Origin of the sequence: Streptomyces sp. SID8374, from assembly GCF_009865135.1 — a bacterium.
Taxonomy (GTDB): domain Bacteria; phylum Actinomycetota; class Actinomycetes; order Streptomycetales; family Streptomycetaceae; genus Streptomyces.
Map to the genome: position 1 here is coordinate 557,531 of NZ_WWGH01000001.1, position 14,420 is coordinate 571,950.

Here is a 14,420-nt window from a genome sequence, read left to right on the forward strand (position 1 = left end):
CAGGCAACAGAGCGGAGGGGAAGGCGAGTTGGCCGAGCGGAGCTGGGGCGGCACCAAGCTCGCCGACCGTCGCGCGGCCCGTCGGCAGACCCTGCTGGACACCGCCGAGCGCCTGGCCGGCGAGGAGGGGTGCGCGGCCGTCACGGTCCGGTCCGTCTGCCGGCAGGCGCGCCTGACCGACCGCTACTTCTACGAGAGCTTCAGCGGGCGCGACGACCTGCTCCTCGCCGCCTTCGAGCGGGTCGCCGACGAGGCCAGGGGCGCCCTGGAACAAGCCGTGGCGCTCAGCGACCCGCGGCAGGAGGAAGTCAGGGCCCGGGCCGCCGTCTCCGCCTTCGTCGCCCTCGTCCTCGACGCGCCGCACAAGGGCCGGCTGCTCCTCCTGGAGCCCTTCGCCGACCCGGTGCTCGGGGCCCACAGCCACCGCCTCATGCCGGTGTTCACGGACCTCGTCGGCGGCCAGCTCTCAAGGGTGGGGGACGACATCGACCGCCGGATGGCCGCGCACGCCCTGGTCGGCGGCCTGGCGAGCCTCTTCGCGGGGTGGCTGCACGGCACACTCGACGTGCCGCGCGAACGGCTGGAAGCACACTGCGTGGCGCTGGTGCTGGCGGCGACGGCCTCCCGGGCGTAGGCCTCCCCCGGCGCGACGACTCGGCAGCGGCCGCAGGTCCGGCCGGTCCGCCCGCGCGAGGCACGGGCGCCGCACCCTCACGTAAAACGAACACGGTGAAAGATTAAACAACGACCTTCTCAACCACTTTCCCACTCAGTACGGTTGGGGACCCATGAGTCCCCCCATCGCCCCCGTGGGCTGGAGTCGCTGGCTGGTTCCCCCCGCCGCCCTCGCGATCCACCTCTCCATCGGCCAGGCCTACGCCTGGTCCGTGTTCAAGCCACCGCTGGAGGACGCGCTCGGCCTCAGCGGTACGCAGAGCGCGCTCCCCTTCCAGCTCGGCATCGTCATGCTCGGCCTCTCCGCCGCCTTCGGCGGCACTCTCGTGGAGCGCCGGGGGCCGCGCTGGGCCATGACGGTCGCCCTCATCTGCTTCTCCTCCGGCTTCCTGCTCTCCGCGCTCGGCGCCGCGACCGAGCAGTTCTGGCTGATCGTGTTCGGGTACGGCTTCGTCGGAGGCATCGGTCTCGGGATCGGCTACATCTCGCCCGTCTCGACGCTGATCAAGTGGTTCCCCGACCGGCCCGGCATGGCCACGGGCATCGCCATCATGGGTTTCGGCGGCGGTGCGCTGATCGCCTCGCCCTGGTCGGCCCAGATGCTGGAGTCCTTCGGCAGCGACAGCTCCGGCATCGCGCTGGCCTTCCTCGTCCACGGACTGTCCTACGCCGTCTTCATGCTGCTCGGCGTCCTTCTTGTACGGGTACCGCGCCCGGCCGGCGAGGAGCGGGCGGCGGACGGTCGTCCCGCGGTGCCGGCCGGGCCCCAGGTGTCGGCGCGGCAGGCGCTGCGCACCCCGCAGTTCTGGCTGCTGTGGGTCGTGCTCTGCATGAACGTCACCGCCGGGATCGGCATCCTGGAGAAGGCCGCGCCGATGATCGCGGACTTCTTCGCGGACACCTCCACGCCCGTGTCGGCGACCGCCGCCGCCGGGTTCGTCGCCCTGCTGTCCGCGGCCAACATGGCGGGCCGCATCGGCTGGTCCTCCACGTCCGACCTGATCGGGCGCAAGAACATCTACCGCGTCTACCTCGGTGCGGGCACGCTCATGTACGCGCTCATCGCCCTGGTGGGCAGCTCGTCCAAGCCCCTGTTCGTCCTGTGCGCGCTGGTCATCCTCTCCTTCTACGGAGGCGGCTTCGCGACGATCCCCGCCTACCTCAAGGACCTTTTCGGCACCTATCAGGTCGGGGCGATCCACGGCCGGCTCCTCACCGCCTGGTCCACCGCCGGTGTTCTGGGGCCGCTCATCGTGAACTGGATCGCCGACCGGCAGGAGGAGGCCGGGAAGCACGGCGCGGAGCTGTACGGGACGTCGCTCGTCATCATGATGGGCCTGCTCGTGATCGGCTTCGCCGCCAATGAGCTGGTGCGGCCGGTGCACCCGTCCCACCACCTCGACGCGGTCACACCGGAGAAGGGAGCGCCCGATGTCCGACGACGCCAGCGGTCAGAGTCCGCCTGATGGGGACGACGGCACCGGCGGGCAGCGGCCGCCCGGGGTCGAGGACCGGCGGCCGCTGATCGCCTTCACCTGGCTGTGGGTGGGCACGCCGCTCGCCTACGGGCTGTACGAGCTGGTCCGCAAGGCGACCCAGCTGTTCACCGGCTGAACCTCCGCCGGGCCCGGCGAACCGGGCCCGGCGGAGGGGGCGTCGGCCGGTCAGCCCACCAGGTCCGGGGCGCGCAGCATGGCGGACGGGATGCCCCACGCGTCCACGAGGTCGCCCGCGAGGGGCCGGACCTTGCGGCAGAGGTCGTTCACCTCACGGGTGATCGCCTTGGAACGCTGGACGGTCAGCCGGCCGTGCTCCATGAACCACGCCCGGTCCGCCTCGATCGTCGACAGGGCGAACAGGTCGCACAGCAGGCCCAGCGCGACCTTGTTGCCGCCTTCGGGCAGCGTACGCATCTTCTCGACGAACGCCTCCAGCACCAGCCTCTCGACATGTGCGTGGGCGACGGCGATGACGTGGTCCTGCACCTCCGAGAAGACCGCGCCCGGGTCGCGCTTGCGGTCGACCCCTGCCTTGAGCCTGCGGGCCACTCCGGCGAGCATGTGCTCCTCGCGGTAGCGGAACATCGCCAGCTGGTACTCCGAGTCCAGCAGGCCGGCCTCCTGGTCCCACTGGTCGCCGCCCGGCAGCAGGTCACGTACCCGTTCGAGCAGCTTGTGGGCCGAGGTCTTCTCGATGACCGTCTCGACGGCGAGGTTGGTGACGTAGCGGACCATGCCGAGCTGGTCCAGGTCCTCGAACTCGCTCGCGTAGTCGGTGAGCAGGCCCTTGGCCACGAGCTGCAACAGGACGTGGTTGTCGCCCTCGAAGGTGGTGAAGATGTCGCTGTCGGCCTTGAGGGCGGCGAAGCGGTTGACGGCGAGATAGCCGGCGCCGCCGCACGCCTCCCGGCACTCCTGGATCACCCGGGTGGCGTGCCAGGTGCCGAGCGCCTTGGTTCCGGCGGCCCGTGCCTCCAGTCGGCGCCGCCCCTGCGGGTCGTCCTGAGCGCCGGAGAAGACGTCGTGCAGCTGCGTACGGACGACATCCTGCGCGAAGTGCAGCGCGTACGTCTGCGCGATGAGCGGCAGCAGACGGCGCTGGTGCAGGCCGTAGTCGAGGAGCAGCTGCTCCTCCTCCTGGGAGCCCGCCGCGAACTGCCGGCGCCGCAGGGCGTACTTGATGGCGATGGCGAGGGCGACCTTGGCGGCGTTGACCCCGGCGCCGCCGACGCTGACCCGGCCCTGGACCAGGGTGCCGAGCATGGTGAAGAAGCGGCGGTCGGGGTTGTCGATCGTGCTCTCGTAGACGCCTTCGGGGGTGACGTCGGCGAACCGGTTGAGCAGCGCCTCGCGGGGGACCCGCACCCCGTCGAACCGGATGCGCCCGTTGTCCACGCCGTTGAGACCCATCTTGCGGCCGTCGTCCTCGATGTGGACGCCGGGCGCCTCCTCGCCGCCGACCCGGATCGGTACGACGAAGGCGTGCACGCCCTTGCCTTCCCCGCCCACCTCCAGCTGGGCGAAGACGACCGCCAGCTCGCCGTGGCGGGCCGCGTTGCCGATGTAGTCCTTGCGCGCCTGGTCGCCCTCGGTGGTGATGACGAACTCCTGGGCGGCGGCGTCGTACCGCGCGACGGTGCCGAGCGCCTGCACGTTGGAGCCGTGCCCGGTCTCGGTCATCGCGAAGCAGCCCATCAGCTTCCCGGTGATCAGGTCCGGCAGATAGGTGTCGTGGTGGCGTTCGGTGCCCAGGTGCAGGATCGCGCCGCCGAAGAGTCCGAACTGCACACCGACCTTCACCAGCACCGACAGATCACCGAAGGCGAGCGTCTCGAACGCGGCGATCGAGGCCCCGACGTCGCCGCCTCCGCCGTACTGCTTCGGGAAGCCCATGCCGGTCTGGCCCGTCGCCGCCATCTCGACCACGAGGTCGCGCACCCGTTCGCGGAACGCGTCGAAGCCGAGCTCGTCGGCCTCTTCCAGGACCGAGGCGTACGTCACCAGGTTGGTGCGGACCAGGTCACGGATCTCGGCGTACTCGCCGTCCAGGACCTCGGTGAGGGCCTGGACATCGAGTTCCGGCTGCGCGTATCCGTCGGGGGCAGTGGGTGTTCTGTCGGTGCTCATAGCCTTTCGCTACCCCGGCCGGCAGCGATCACGCGGTACCTCAGGCGGCGCCGTCGAGTACCTCACGCAGACGGCGGGCGAATTCGTCCGGCTTCCCCGGGTAGCCGAACTCCCCGTCGAGGAATCCGCCGTGGTGGCTCGGGAACACGGTCACCCGCCGGCCGAGCAGTTCGGCGGTCGCGACGGCGATACGCCCGGTCTGGACGCCCTCGGACTCCTCCCCCACCGCGATCACCACACGGGTGGGGGCGCCGGTGAGCGCGTCGGCGTCCGGCCGGTAGCTGCTGATCGCCCAGGACCGGTCGGACAGCAGCGGATCGTCGCGCGATCCGTCGTCCTCGGTGGGCATCCCGAACGCGGCCGGATCGGGCTCCGGCTGTGCGAAGTACGCCTCGGTGAATGCGCCCTCCCAGGAGGTCATGGCCACGAAGGCGGCCATTCCGGCCCCCCACCCCCGCTTCTCGTACGCCTCCCGGACGGCGGCGCGGGCCCGCACGGCGGCGGGACCGTCGGGCGTGAGGGTGATGAGCGGCGGTTCGTGGGCGACCAGGACGGTGAGGTCGCCGGGGTACTTCGCCACGAGCGCGAGTGCGGTGACCGCTCCCCCGCTGCTGGCGAACATCTCGACCGGTCCGGCGCCGAGCTCCTGGATCAGGGCGTGCACGTCGTCGGCCTGGGTCTCGGGGGTGTGGTCGGCCCGGCCGTCCCTGCGGACGCTGCGGCCCAGTCCGCGCGGGTCGTAGGTGACCGCGGTCCGGTCGGGGAAGCGGGCGGCGAGCGCGGCGAAGCCGGTGGCGTCCATGGGCTGCCCGATCATCAGCAACGGCGGGCGGCCGTCGGTGGTGGGGAGCGGCCCGTGGACGTCGTACACGAGATCGGCGTCGGCTGTTGTGAGCGTGTGGGTCTTCATACCAGGGCAGACCGTCCCCGGCCCCAGAACTCATCGGTCCGGACGGTGCGCCTCGACCGGAGTTTCGCGGACGCCCCCGCCCGCATACCGTGGCCGCCGGGAACCACCGGCCGCCGGCTTCCCCGGCCGCCCCGATTCCGTGCCGCCGGGGTTCAGCTCCCGTCCGGGCGGGCGTGCACGCTGACGGCGTAACCGCAGCCCGGGACGTAGGGGTCGCCGCTCCAGGTGGCGTAGCGCTGCCGCAGGGTCAGTCCGGCCCCGGCGCACCACCGGTCGAACTCCGCGAGGCCGAAGGGGGCTTCGGGCAGCGGCAGGTGCGCGGCGTCCAGCCCCATGCCCGTGACCAGCAGACCGCCGGGCCGCAGTACGGCGGACAGCTGCCCGATGACGGCCGCCTCGGTGCCCGGGGCCAGGAGGGGGATGACGTTTCCGGCGGCGAGCACCAGGTCGAAGTCCGGCTCCAGGCCGAGGGCGTCCGTGCGGGCCAGATCCCCGAGGAGCCACTCCTGTGCGGGGGCCTCACGGCGGGCGACGGCGAGCATCGAGGCGTCGACGTCCACGCCGGTGCAGCGGTGGCCCAGCCCGGCGAGCCGGATCGCGATCCGCCCGGTGCCGCACCCGGCGTCGAGTACCCGGGCGCCGGGCTCCAGCAGCGCGGCGCAGAACGTGGCCTCGCCGTGGATGTCGTGCCCCGATGCGGCGAGCCGCGCGAAACGCCGGGCGTACTGCTCCCCGGCCTCACCGCCGGTCAGTTCCGCCCAGCGGTCCCGTTTGCCGGTCATGTCCGTGTGCCTTCCCGTCAGCCCCGCCCCCGTGCGGGCGGCCCCTCACCTGGCAGAGCCTAGAACCCGCGCCGGGACTCCCGTACCAGCAGGACCAGCAGATACGCCCCGCCGACGCACACGGTGACCGCGCCGGTCGGCAGCAGCACGCCCGGGATCGCGTGCTGCGCCGCGATGTCCGCGCCGAGCAGCAGGAGCGCGCCGACGGGCGCGGCACCGGCGAGGTCGACGCTTCCTCGCCCGGTGAGGCGGCGGGCGATCTGCGGCGCGGCCAGCGCGACGAAGGCGATGGGGCCCGCGGCGGCGGTCACCGCGGCGGTCGCGGCCACACCGAGGACGACCAGCAGCAGCTTCGTACGCTCCACGGGGATACCCAGCATCGCCGCCGTCTCGTCACCCAGTTCGAGCCAGCGCATCCGGCGTTGCGCCACGGGCGCGGCCAGCGCGACCCCCGCCGTCAGAACGGCGGCCATCAGCAGGGCGGGCCAGCCGATGCCGCTCAGTGAGCCCGCGCCCCACACCGCCGCCCGCAGCGCGGTGTCCACATCGGCCTTCACCAGGAACCACGTGTTGACCGAGTGCAGCAAGGCGCCGATCGCGATACCCACCACGATGAGCCGGAAGCCCCGCACACCGCGCCGGAACGCCAGCAGATAGACGGTGAAGGCGGTGAGGAGCCCACCGGTGAGCGCACCCGCCGCGAGGGCCGAGTAGCTGCTCGCGCCCGCGAGGAGCGCGAGGACGACACCGGTGTACGAGCCGGTGGTGAAGCCGATGACGTCGGGGCTGCCGAGCGGGTTGCGGGTCAGGGACTGGAAGATCGCGCCGCCGACGGCCAGCGCCGCCCCGAACAGGACGGCGGCGACGATGCGCGGCGCCCGCCACTCCAGGACGACGGTGCGGACGCTGTTCCTGGCGTCGCCCGACACGACATCGGCCAGGTCGCCGAGGCTCAGCGGATAGCTGCCGAGGGTGAACGCCCACAGGGCGAGCGCGAGCAGCGTGACCCACAGCAGCGCGCACACGACGACCGTACGGCGCTTCGCTCTCAGGCTGAGGGTGCCTGCCCTGAGGACGAGGATCCCGCTCACAGCTCCTTCACCCGGCTTCCGCGTACGAGAAGGATCAGTACGGGCGCGCCGATGAGCGGCATCATGACGCCGACCGGAAGTTCGGCGGGGGCCACGATCAGCCGCCCCAGGACGTCGGCGGTCAGCACGATCGCCGGGGCGAGGACGGCGGAGTAGGCGATGATCCAGCGCCAGTCGGGCCCGGTGAGCCATCGCACGGCGTGCGGCACCATGAGGCCGACGAACATCAGCGGGCCCGCCGCGGCCGTCGCCGCACCGCACAGCAGGGTCACCGCGACCACCACACCGCACCGGGTCGCGCCGACCCGCAGCCCGACCGCCCGCCCCGCGTCGTCGCCGAGGGCCATCGCGTTGAGCGGGCGCGCACAGCAGGCGGCGGCCACCAGGCCGGCCAGGACGAAGGGCAGGATGTCACCGGCGGTGCCCGTCGGGCGGTCGGTGACGGTGCCCGCTCCCCAGAACCTCATACGGTCGAAGGTCTCCGTGTCGATCAGGGCGAGGGTCTGGGAGATACCGGCCAGCACCGCCGTGAAGGCGACCCCGACGAGGGTGAGCCGCAGCGGCGAGGGCCCGGCCCGGCCGCCGCTCGCGGCGAGGTAGACCACCGCCGCACCGGCGACGGCCCCGGCGAAGGCGAAGGGCAGGTACTCCTCGATGCGCGTGACGCCGAAGACGGCCACGCCCAGGGTGACGGCGAACCCGGCCCCGGCGTTGACTCCGAGGACCCCCGGGTCGGCGAGCGGGTTGCGGGTGAGCGCCTGCATGAGCGCCCCCGCCACGCCCAGGGAGACCCCGACGGCGATGCCGAGCAGCGTACGGTCCACGCGGGCGCCGCTGACCGTGGCGTGCGAGGCGGAACCGTCGGGGGCGGTCAGCGCCTGCCACACCACGTCCAGGGGGAGCATCGCCGAGCCGATCGCGACGCTGAGCAGCACCGCGACGAGGAGCACGGCGACGGCGACACCCAGGCCGAGGAGCCGGCGCGTCCTGCGACGCGACGCCCACGACGGCGCGGCCGGCGGTGGTGGCGCGGTCGTCTTCGCGAGCGCCTGTGGCATCGAACCTCCCTGAGCGATCCGCCACCCGGACAGCCGGAAGTGCCGTGCGTGATCGACGTACCTGAACTGCATCGACGTACCTGGACTGCTGCGGCGCACCTCAACTGCACCGACGTACCCGAACTGCTTCGCCCCACCCGGCGGGCGCCCGGTCCAGCAGCTTCCGGGCGCACGGTTCAGCAACCGCCGAGCGCCCCCACCGCGTCCGCTGTGAGCGCGCTCACCGGGACGCCGGACTCGCGGCTCAGCGCGCGCAGCAGCCCGGCCCGGGTCGCGTAGCCGGCCGCCCTGGCCGCCGCCGTCAGCTCACCTCCGCCGCGGAGGTGTTCGACGGCGGCGTTCATCCTGGCCCGGTTGCGCCACCGTGTGAAGGGCAGTCCGGTCTCGTCGAGGAAGACGCGCTGCACCTGGCGGGCGCTCATGTGGTGCTGTTCGGCCAGCTGCTCCAGCGTTCTGGCGGGGGTGCGCAGGGCCTCGCGGGCGAGGGCGCGCACCACCGGATGGGCGGGCAGGACGACCGGGAAGTGCTGCCGGGAGATGCCTCCCAGCACGCGTCCCAGCGCCTGGCGGAACGGCTGGATCTGCTCCGCCGTGGTCGGTGCCGCGCCGAGTGTGGTGGTCATGACCTCGACGATCGCGGGGACCACCCCGAGCGGCTGAACACGGCATCGTGGCTGGTCAGAAGGGTTGAGGAAGGGGCCGAGCGCCATGCCGCCCGGTTCGATCCGCAGCGCGTGCGGCACCCGGGAAGCGAGCCAGAGGGCCTCGTTCCGGCCGAGCCGCCACTCCTCGCCGTCGGCGGTCAGGCGGGCGCTGCCGCTGACCACGTAGACGAGGTGCGGCTCGTCGTGCTCGTGCGTGTCGTGGCCGAGAAAGCGGATGGCGTTCTCGGCGACCACGGTGCCGAGGGATGTCACCGGCAAGCGTGCCTCCCGTTGTGTGCGATGCGTCGTCTCCGTCACCAGCGATGTCGCACGCGGATCGGCGCAGCGGAACCAGCGAGGTTAGCCTCACCTTACCAACGGCTCGAACCTTCGGGCCTGCCCAGTCACCTGAGGTCCCATGTCTGCTCCCGCCCGCCTTCTCGCCTGCGCGCTCGTCGCCGCGCTGGCCCTCACCGGCTGCTCCGCCTCCTCCTCGTCGGACGACGGGGACAAGGCGTCCGCCGCGAAGACCCGTACCGTCACGACCGACTACGGCAAGGTCGAGGTGCCGGCCGAGCCCAAGCGCGTGGTCGTGCTGAACCACGCCCTCGCCGGGTACCTCTACGACCTCGACGTACCGGTGCACGCCACGATCCCCGAGGACGCCGACGGCAAGGGCGAGTTCTCCCCGTACTGGGAGAAGGAGGCCAAGGAGGACGGCACGACGTTCCTGCCGTGGAGCGTCGACGGCTTCGACCTGGAGGCGATCCTCGCCCTCGACCCCGACCTCATCGTGGGCGGCGGCATCGGCTTCCCGCTGTTCCAGGCGGAGAAGGTGTACGACGACCTCTCCGGCATCGCCCCCACCGTGCTCGTCGGCAAGAAGCTCGGCGACTGGCGGAGCCAGTTCTCCTTCCTCGCCGACGACGTGTTCGGCAAGCCCGACGTGTACAAGCAGCACGTGGCCGCCTACGACAAGCGGATCGGCGAGGTGAAGGCGGCCATCACGCCGCCGCCCGGCCCGGTGTCCTTCCTCACCCTCACCGGCGACGGCACCGCCTACGGCCTGGTGGAGAGCGTCGGCCTGCCCGACGAGCTGAAGAAGGTCGGGATCGAACCGGCGCCGGTCTTCGCCGACGGCGGCTTCAAGGTGTACGGGCAGGGCGGTGACATGTTCGAGCTGTCCACCGAGAAGGTGGGCCAGACCATCACCCAGCCGTCCGTGTTCGTCATGGGCTTCAACGCCGACACGACCGACGTCGCCACCCTGAAGAAGAACCCCGTCTACAGCGCGCTGCCCGCCTTCAAGACGAACCACGCCTATGACCTGCCGTACTGGGTGCTGCGCGGCGACTACGACGAGTCGATGGCCCTCCTCGACCTCATCGAGAAGAAGTTCTCCTGATGGCCGCCCGACGCGCGTACACGACGCACCCGCTCGTCCTGCGCCGGGTCACGGTGCGCCGCGTCCACGAGGTGACGCCGAGGATGCGGAGGGTCGTCCTCGGCGGCGACGAACTCGCCGGGTTCACCCGCGACGGAACCGGTCATCCCGCCTTCGTCGCACCCGGGTTCGACGACCACATCAAGCTGATCTTCGCCGCCGACGGGGACGTCCGCGCGGCGCTTCCGGCCCAACTGCCGTACGGCATCGAGTGGACGCCGTCCGAACACCGGCTGACCCGCGACTACACGCCCCGGCGGGTGGACCTCGACGCGGGCGAGCTGCACCTCGACTTCGTGGTGCACGGCGAAGGGCCCGCGGAGGCCTGGTCCGCGTCGGCGCGGGAGGGCGACGAGCTGTGGTTCGTCGGACCCAAGTCGTCGCTCCGGCTGCCGGACGGGCTGGACTGGATCCTCCTCATCGGGGACGAGACGGCGCTCCCCGCGATCGGCCGCTTCCTGGACGAGCGCCCCCTCGAGGCCACTGCGCACGTCCTGGTGACCGTCTCGGACGACGCGGCACGCCAGGAACTGGCCCTGCGCGACGGCGACACGGTCACCTGGGTGGTCTCGGAGCCGGGTGACGCGGCCGCGCTGGAGGCCGCCGTCCGCGCGCTGCCGGTTCCGGCGGGTGAGGGGTACGCCTGGGCGGCCGCGGAGAGCCGGGCGCTGCTTCCCGTACGCCGCTACCTCCAGCGCGAACTCAAGTTCCCCAAGGACCGCCTGAACATCACGGGTTACTGGCACCGCGAGGAGGCGGCCACGCCGGAGGCGGAGGCCACGGCCGAGGCCGGTGCGCACGCTCCTGCCGCCGGTCCGATCCCGTCGCCCCTGCCGTGGCTGGTCACACGGGCTGCGTTGCGGCTCGGCCTCGTGGACGCGGTGGCCGACACACCGGGACTCTCCGCCGACGCGCTCGCGGCCCGCCTGGGTGTGCTCGGACCGGGGATCGGCGTACTGCTGCCGCTGCTCGCCTCGTACGGTGTGGTCGTCGGCGACGGCGATGGAGGCGGGCTGCGCCTGGGCCCGGCGGGCGAGGAACTCCTGGCCGACCACGAGCGCGAGGAGTACACCGGCCAAGAGGCCGAGCTGCTGCTCGCCCTCACGCATCTGGCTCCGGCACTCCGGGGCGGTACGTCGTCCCCGTGGAGCCTCGCCTCGGGCGCCACGCTGCACGGGACGGTGAAGGGCGACGCGGAACGCTACGGCGAACTGGTCGAGGAGTGCGAGCAGTTGGTGTTCCTGCTGGACGGTCTGACGGCCGACCCCCTCTGGGAGGGGGTCGGCTCCTGCCTCCTGACCGGTCCGGGCAGCGCCTCGGTGGTCGCCGCTCTCGACGACGCGGGACGTCGGCCTCGGCTGCGGGTCGCGGAGGACGCCGTACCGGCGTCGGTCCTGCGCGGGCACGTCACCGCGCCGGACCGCATCGACTGGACGGCCGGTCCCGCCGATGTCGCCGTGGCCGCGAAGGCTCTCGCGTACCGCACCGACGAGGAGGCCACGCTGCTCCTCACCCGGCTCGCGGAGTGGACCGGTACGGCGGTCCTCGTCGAGGCCTCCCGCCCCGACGGCCTGAGCCCGCACGCGGCCGAGGCGGCGCTGCACGCGTACGCCGCGACCGGCAGCCCTCTACGGGACTCCGCCGCCATCGCCGCGCTGGCGAGGCGGTCGGGCTGGGCCGTCGCCCGGACCGTCGCGCTCGGCTGGGGCACGGAAGCGACGGTGCTGCACCGGGCCTGACACCCGGAGACGAGCGACGGCCGGGGGCCTCAGGCGATGCGCGGGCGCGGCGGGGGACCCCCAGGCGATCCGCGAGCGCGGCCAGGGCCCCCAGCCGATTCGCGGGCGCGGCCAGGGTTTTCCAGGCGATCCGCAAGCGCGGCCGGGGTTCTACAGCCGATTCGCGGGCGCGGCCAGGGACCTCCAACCGATCCGCGGGCGTGGCGGGCGCCCTCCAGGCGATCCGCAAGCGCGGCCAGGGCCCCCCAGCCAAATTCGCGGGCGTGGCCGGGACCTCAACCGGCCGTGCCCGCCGCCGTCTTCACCAGTGCCCGCACCTGACTCACGATGTCCGAACGGTTGCGCTCGAACTCCGGGTCGGTGACCCCGCCCGTCGCCGGGTCGGTGTTCCCCGCGCCGAACTGCAGGACCGGGGTGTGCAGATGGCCGCCCGGCAGCTTCGGCAACCCCAGCCGGTCGCGCAGCAGGGTGACCCGGTAGGCGATCTCGTTGGAGAGGTAGTCGCCGCCGCCCCCGGCTCGCGCGGTCGACCCGGGGGTGGGGCCGTCCGGCCTGGTCACCGGCTGGGTGGCGCCCGCCGGGATCTCGGTGACCTCGGTGTTGTCGTACACCGGGAAGCGGCCCGTGTCCGCTTCGGTGAGCCGGCGGTACGGGAGGGTCGTGGACGTCCACTGCGGCTGCGAGGCGGGGTCGGTGACGGGCACGGTTCCGGTCGACGCCACGTTCTCGTTGTCGGGGAAGCCGCCGCGCCAGGCGCCGTTGGTGCGCTCCACGTCGAACCGGCCCTGGCGGCCCTGGCTGATGGTGGTGAACAGGTCCACGTGCGGCAGATGCCGGGCGAGGGCCCGCTCCACGGCCCCCTCGGCGAAGTCGGCCCAGCGCACGGGGAAGACGACGGTTTCGATCCGGGCCGGACCGTCGGCGGTCTGCACCAGGGTGCCGTCCAGGGCGAGCGCGCTCGCGCCCGAGGGGTTGCCGATCCGGACGTCCCTGTCCAGGGTGAACGGATCGAAGCCGGTGACGAGGACCCGCTTCACCTGACGGCCCGGACGGCGTATGTCCTCCTGGCCGCGCGAAGAGGTCTCCAGAGCGGTGTGCAGGGCCTTGCGCTGCCGCTCGTCCAGCCCGAACCGGGGTGTCCAGGCGCGGAGTTCACGGCTGAGCGCGAGCCGGGCCCAGTACAGCGGACGGTCATCGCCCCGGCTCAGGTCACCCGTGGCGGGTCCACGCCCCTGGGCGCGGTCCACGGCGCGCCGCCACAGCGCCGCGCCATGACGGGTCACCGACCGCTCCGCCTGCGCGTAACCACGTGAACGCTCCAGGTCGTCGGCGAAGCGCGGGGCGAGGGCGTCGAACCCACTGAGGCGCAGGATCTCCTGCGGGGCGGCCCGGTCCAGGCGCTGCTCCTCGACGGTGGGCTGCGCGGCGCTGCGGGCGGTGTCGGTAGAGGATGCGGTGGCGGGAAGGGCGGAGCCCGCGAGGACGAGCAGGAGCGTCACACCCCCCAGGCCGAGCCGGGTGATGGCGGGGAACTGGTGCTTCACGTGGGCCCTTTCGGCAGAGCAGAACGGTCGGTCCCGCGCAGTATCGCGGCACCACCTCGGGCGGCGCCATGGGGCGTCAGCTCTGTCGAGGCACCTGCGTCGCGCTCCCGCGGCCGGGCGGGCTCCGAGGTCAGGCGCAGTCCGGGCACACCCCTCGGTAGGTGATCTCCACCGAGCCCACGGTGAACCCGAACCGCTCGGTCTCGGGCAGGTCGCCGAGGGCGTCGCCGACCGGGTGGACGTCGCGGACCGTGCCGCAGCCGGAGCACACCAGGTGCTGGTGGGGGTTCCGCGCGTTCGGGTCGTAGCGCTTGGCCCGGCCCACGGTGGAGACCTCCAGCACCTCGCCGAGCGTGACGAGTTCGCCCAGCGTGTTGTAGACGGTGGCGCGGGAGATCTCGGGCAGTCGTGCGGCGGCCCGCAGATGCACCTCGTCCGCCGTGAGGTGCACGTGGTCGCCGTCGAGGACCTCCGCGACGACGCGCCGCTGCGAGGTCAGCCGCCAGCCACAGTTCCGCAGCCGCTGAAGGAGGTCGCTCATCTCGTCTCACCTGCTCCGGTCCGCCGGGGGGGGTGCGTGCGGCCCCGGAGGGTCCGACGCGCCGAGCCCCGGTCGTTATCGTTTTAGCGCACTTCTTGACTTGGACGAAGTCCATCGTAGGATCGATCCCGGCGACATCCAAGAGACAGGAAGACTCCGGTACGGCAGCAGAGACACGTGACGGGACACCGCCGGTCGAGAGCGCAACGCCGCACGCCGTCCTCGTCGCATCGCCAGGGACCCGACGGTCCGGTGATCCACGAGGCGTTCGAGCGGCCCGCGGCAAGACCCTGCCCCACAGCGTGCCCCTTCTGCACGGCCCGAATCCTCCTCCCCCGTTCAGCGCTCCACGACCCGCCGGGTCCG

At 72.6% G+C, this 14,420-nt stretch carries 13 protein-coding genes; 5 read left to right on the plus strand and 8 right to left on the minus strand.

Features of this window, described 5'->3' with window-relative positions:
• Positions 1-28 precede the first annotated feature (28 nt).
• The 3 genes from GTY67_RS02450 (at position 29) to GTY67_RS02460 (ending at position 2,289) form a co-directional block, all read left to right on the plus strand.
• Positions 29-634 carry a helix-turn-helix domain-containing protein gene (locus tag GTY67_RS02450; protein WP_161277610.1) on the plus strand — a complete coding sequence of 202 codons (606 nt, stop codon included), beginning with the start codon at positions 29-31 and terminating at the stop codon, positions 632-634.
• Positions 635-788: 154 nt separating this feature from the next.
• Positions 789-2,141 (plus strand): OFA family MFS transporter, encoded by a 1,353-nt coding sequence (locus GTY67_RS02455; RefSeq protein ID WP_093694559.1) that lies wholly within the window; start codon positions 789-791, stop codon positions 2,139-2,141.
• The gene (locus GTY67_RS02460; RefSeq protein WP_093694560.1) at positions 2,107-2,289 is read left to right on the plus strand and encodes a hypothetical protein; all 183 of its coding nucleotides are present in this window, start codon (positions 2,107-2,109) and stop codon (positions 2,287-2,289) included. Before GTY67_RS02455 ends, GTY67_RS02460 begins: the two co-directional genes overlap by 35 nt.
• A gap of 50 nt (positions 2,290-2,339) precedes the next feature.
• Here GTY67_RS02460 and GTY67_RS02465 read toward each other — a convergent pair whose 3' ends face one another.
• The 6 genes from GTY67_RS02465 to GTY67_RS02490 form a co-directional block, all read right to left on the minus strand.
• Complete coding sequence (locus GTY67_RS02465; RefSeq protein WP_093694561.1) at positions 2,340-4,301, minus strand: acyl-CoA dehydrogenase family protein; 1,962 nt, start codon at positions 4,299-4,301, stop codon at positions 2,340-2,342.
• Positions 4,302-4,341: 40 nt separating this feature from the next.
• Positions 4,342-5,211, minus strand: coding sequence for an alpha/beta hydrolase (locus tag GTY67_RS02470; protein ID WP_093694562.1), 870 nt, complete (start codon positions 5,209-5,211; stop codon positions 4,342-4,344).
• A 152-nt stretch (positions 5,212-5,363) separates the two neighbouring features.
• On the minus strand, positions 5,364-5,993 hold the full coding sequence (locus tag GTY67_RS02475; protein WP_161277611.1) for a class I SAM-dependent methyltransferase: 630 nt from the start codon (positions 5,991-5,993) through the stop codon (positions 5,364-5,366).
• Between the two features lie 59 nt (positions 5,994-6,052).
• Complete coding sequence (locus tag GTY67_RS02480; protein ID WP_161277612.1) at positions 6,053-7,084, minus strand: iron chelate uptake ABC transporter family permease subunit; 1,032 nt, start codon at positions 7,082-7,084, stop codon at positions 6,053-6,055.
• Positions 7,081-8,142, minus strand: coding sequence for an iron chelate uptake ABC transporter family permease subunit (locus tag GTY67_RS02485; protein ID WP_093694819.1), 1,062 nt, complete (start codon positions 8,140-8,142; stop codon positions 7,081-7,083). The genes GTY67_RS02480 and GTY67_RS02485 overlap by 4 nt, the downstream gene beginning before the upstream one ends.
• Positions 8,143-8,318: 176 nt before the next feature.
• Complete coding sequence (locus tag GTY67_RS02490; protein ID WP_161277613.1) at positions 8,319-9,065, minus strand: helix-turn-helix domain-containing protein; 747 nt, start codon at positions 9,063-9,065, stop codon at positions 8,319-8,321.
• Positions 9,066-9,204: 139 nt separating this feature from the next.
• Here GTY67_RS02490 and GTY67_RS02495 point away from each other — a divergent pair, with 139 nt between their 5' ends.
• The gene (locus tag GTY67_RS02495) at positions 9,205-10,191 is read left to right on the plus strand and encodes an ABC transporter substrate-binding protein (RefSeq protein ID WP_161277614.1); all 987 of its coding nucleotides are present in this window, start codon (positions 9,205-9,207) and stop codon (positions 10,189-10,191) included.
• Entirely contained in the window at positions 10,191-11,969 is a 1,779-nt protein-coding gene (locus GTY67_RS02500) for a siderophore-interacting protein (RefSeq protein ID WP_161277615.1), read from the plus strand. The genes GTY67_RS02495 and GTY67_RS02500 overlap by 1 nt, the downstream gene beginning before the upstream one ends.
• A gap of 275 nt (positions 11,970-12,244) precedes the next feature.
• On the opposite strand, the gene GTY67_RS02505 is transcribed toward GTY67_RS02500, so the two are convergent.
• Positions 12,245-13,513 carry a pyroglutamyl peptidase gene (locus tag GTY67_RS02505; RefSeq protein ID WP_161277616.1) on the minus strand — a complete coding sequence of 423 codons (1,269 nt, stop codon included), beginning with the start codon at positions 13,511-13,513 and terminating at the stop codon, positions 12,245-12,247.
• 130 nt (positions 13,514-13,643) lie between these two features.
• On the minus strand, positions 13,644-14,054 hold the full coding sequence (locus GTY67_RS02510; protein ID WP_161277617.1) for a Fur family transcriptional regulator: 411 nt from the start codon (positions 14,052-14,054) through the stop codon (positions 13,644-13,646).
• Positions 14,055-14,420: the final 366 nt, after the last annotated feature.

Coding starts and splice junctions, on each gene's coding strand:
- GTY67_RS02510 (WP_161277617.1), bottom strand. CDS start 14,054: ATGAGCGACCTCCTTCAGCGGCTGCGGAACTGTGGCTGGCGGCTGACC.
- GTY67_RS02475 (WP_161277611.1), bottom strand. CDS start 5,993: ATGACCGGCAAACGGGACCGCTGGGCGGAACTGACCGGCGGTGAGGCC.
- GTY67_RS02485 (WP_093694819.1), bottom strand. CDS start 8,142: ATGCCACAGGCGCTCGCGAAGACGACCGCGCCACCACCGCCGGCCGCG.
- GTY67_RS02460 (WP_093694560.1), top strand. CDS start 2,107: ATGTCCGACGACGCCAGCGGTCAGAGTCCGCCTGATGGGGACGACGGC.
- GTY67_RS02455 (WP_093694559.1), top strand. CDS start 789: ATGAGTCCCCCCATCGCCCCCGTGGGCTGGAGTCGCTGGCTGGTTCCC.
- GTY67_RS02470 (WP_093694562.1), bottom strand. CDS start 5,211: ATGAAGACCCACACGCTCACAACAGCCGACGCCGATCTCGTGTACGAC.
- GTY67_RS02495 (WP_161277614.1), top strand. CDS start 9,205: ATGTCTGCTCCCGCCCGCCTTCTCGCCTGCGCGCTCGTCGCCGCGCTG.
- GTY67_RS02500 (WP_161277615.1), top strand. CDS start 10,191: ATGGCCGCCCGACGCGCGTACACGACGCACCCGCTCGTCCTGCGCCGG.
- GTY67_RS02465 (WP_093694561.1), bottom strand. CDS start 4,301: ATGAGCACCGACAGAACACCCACTGCCCCCGACGGATACGCGCAGCCG.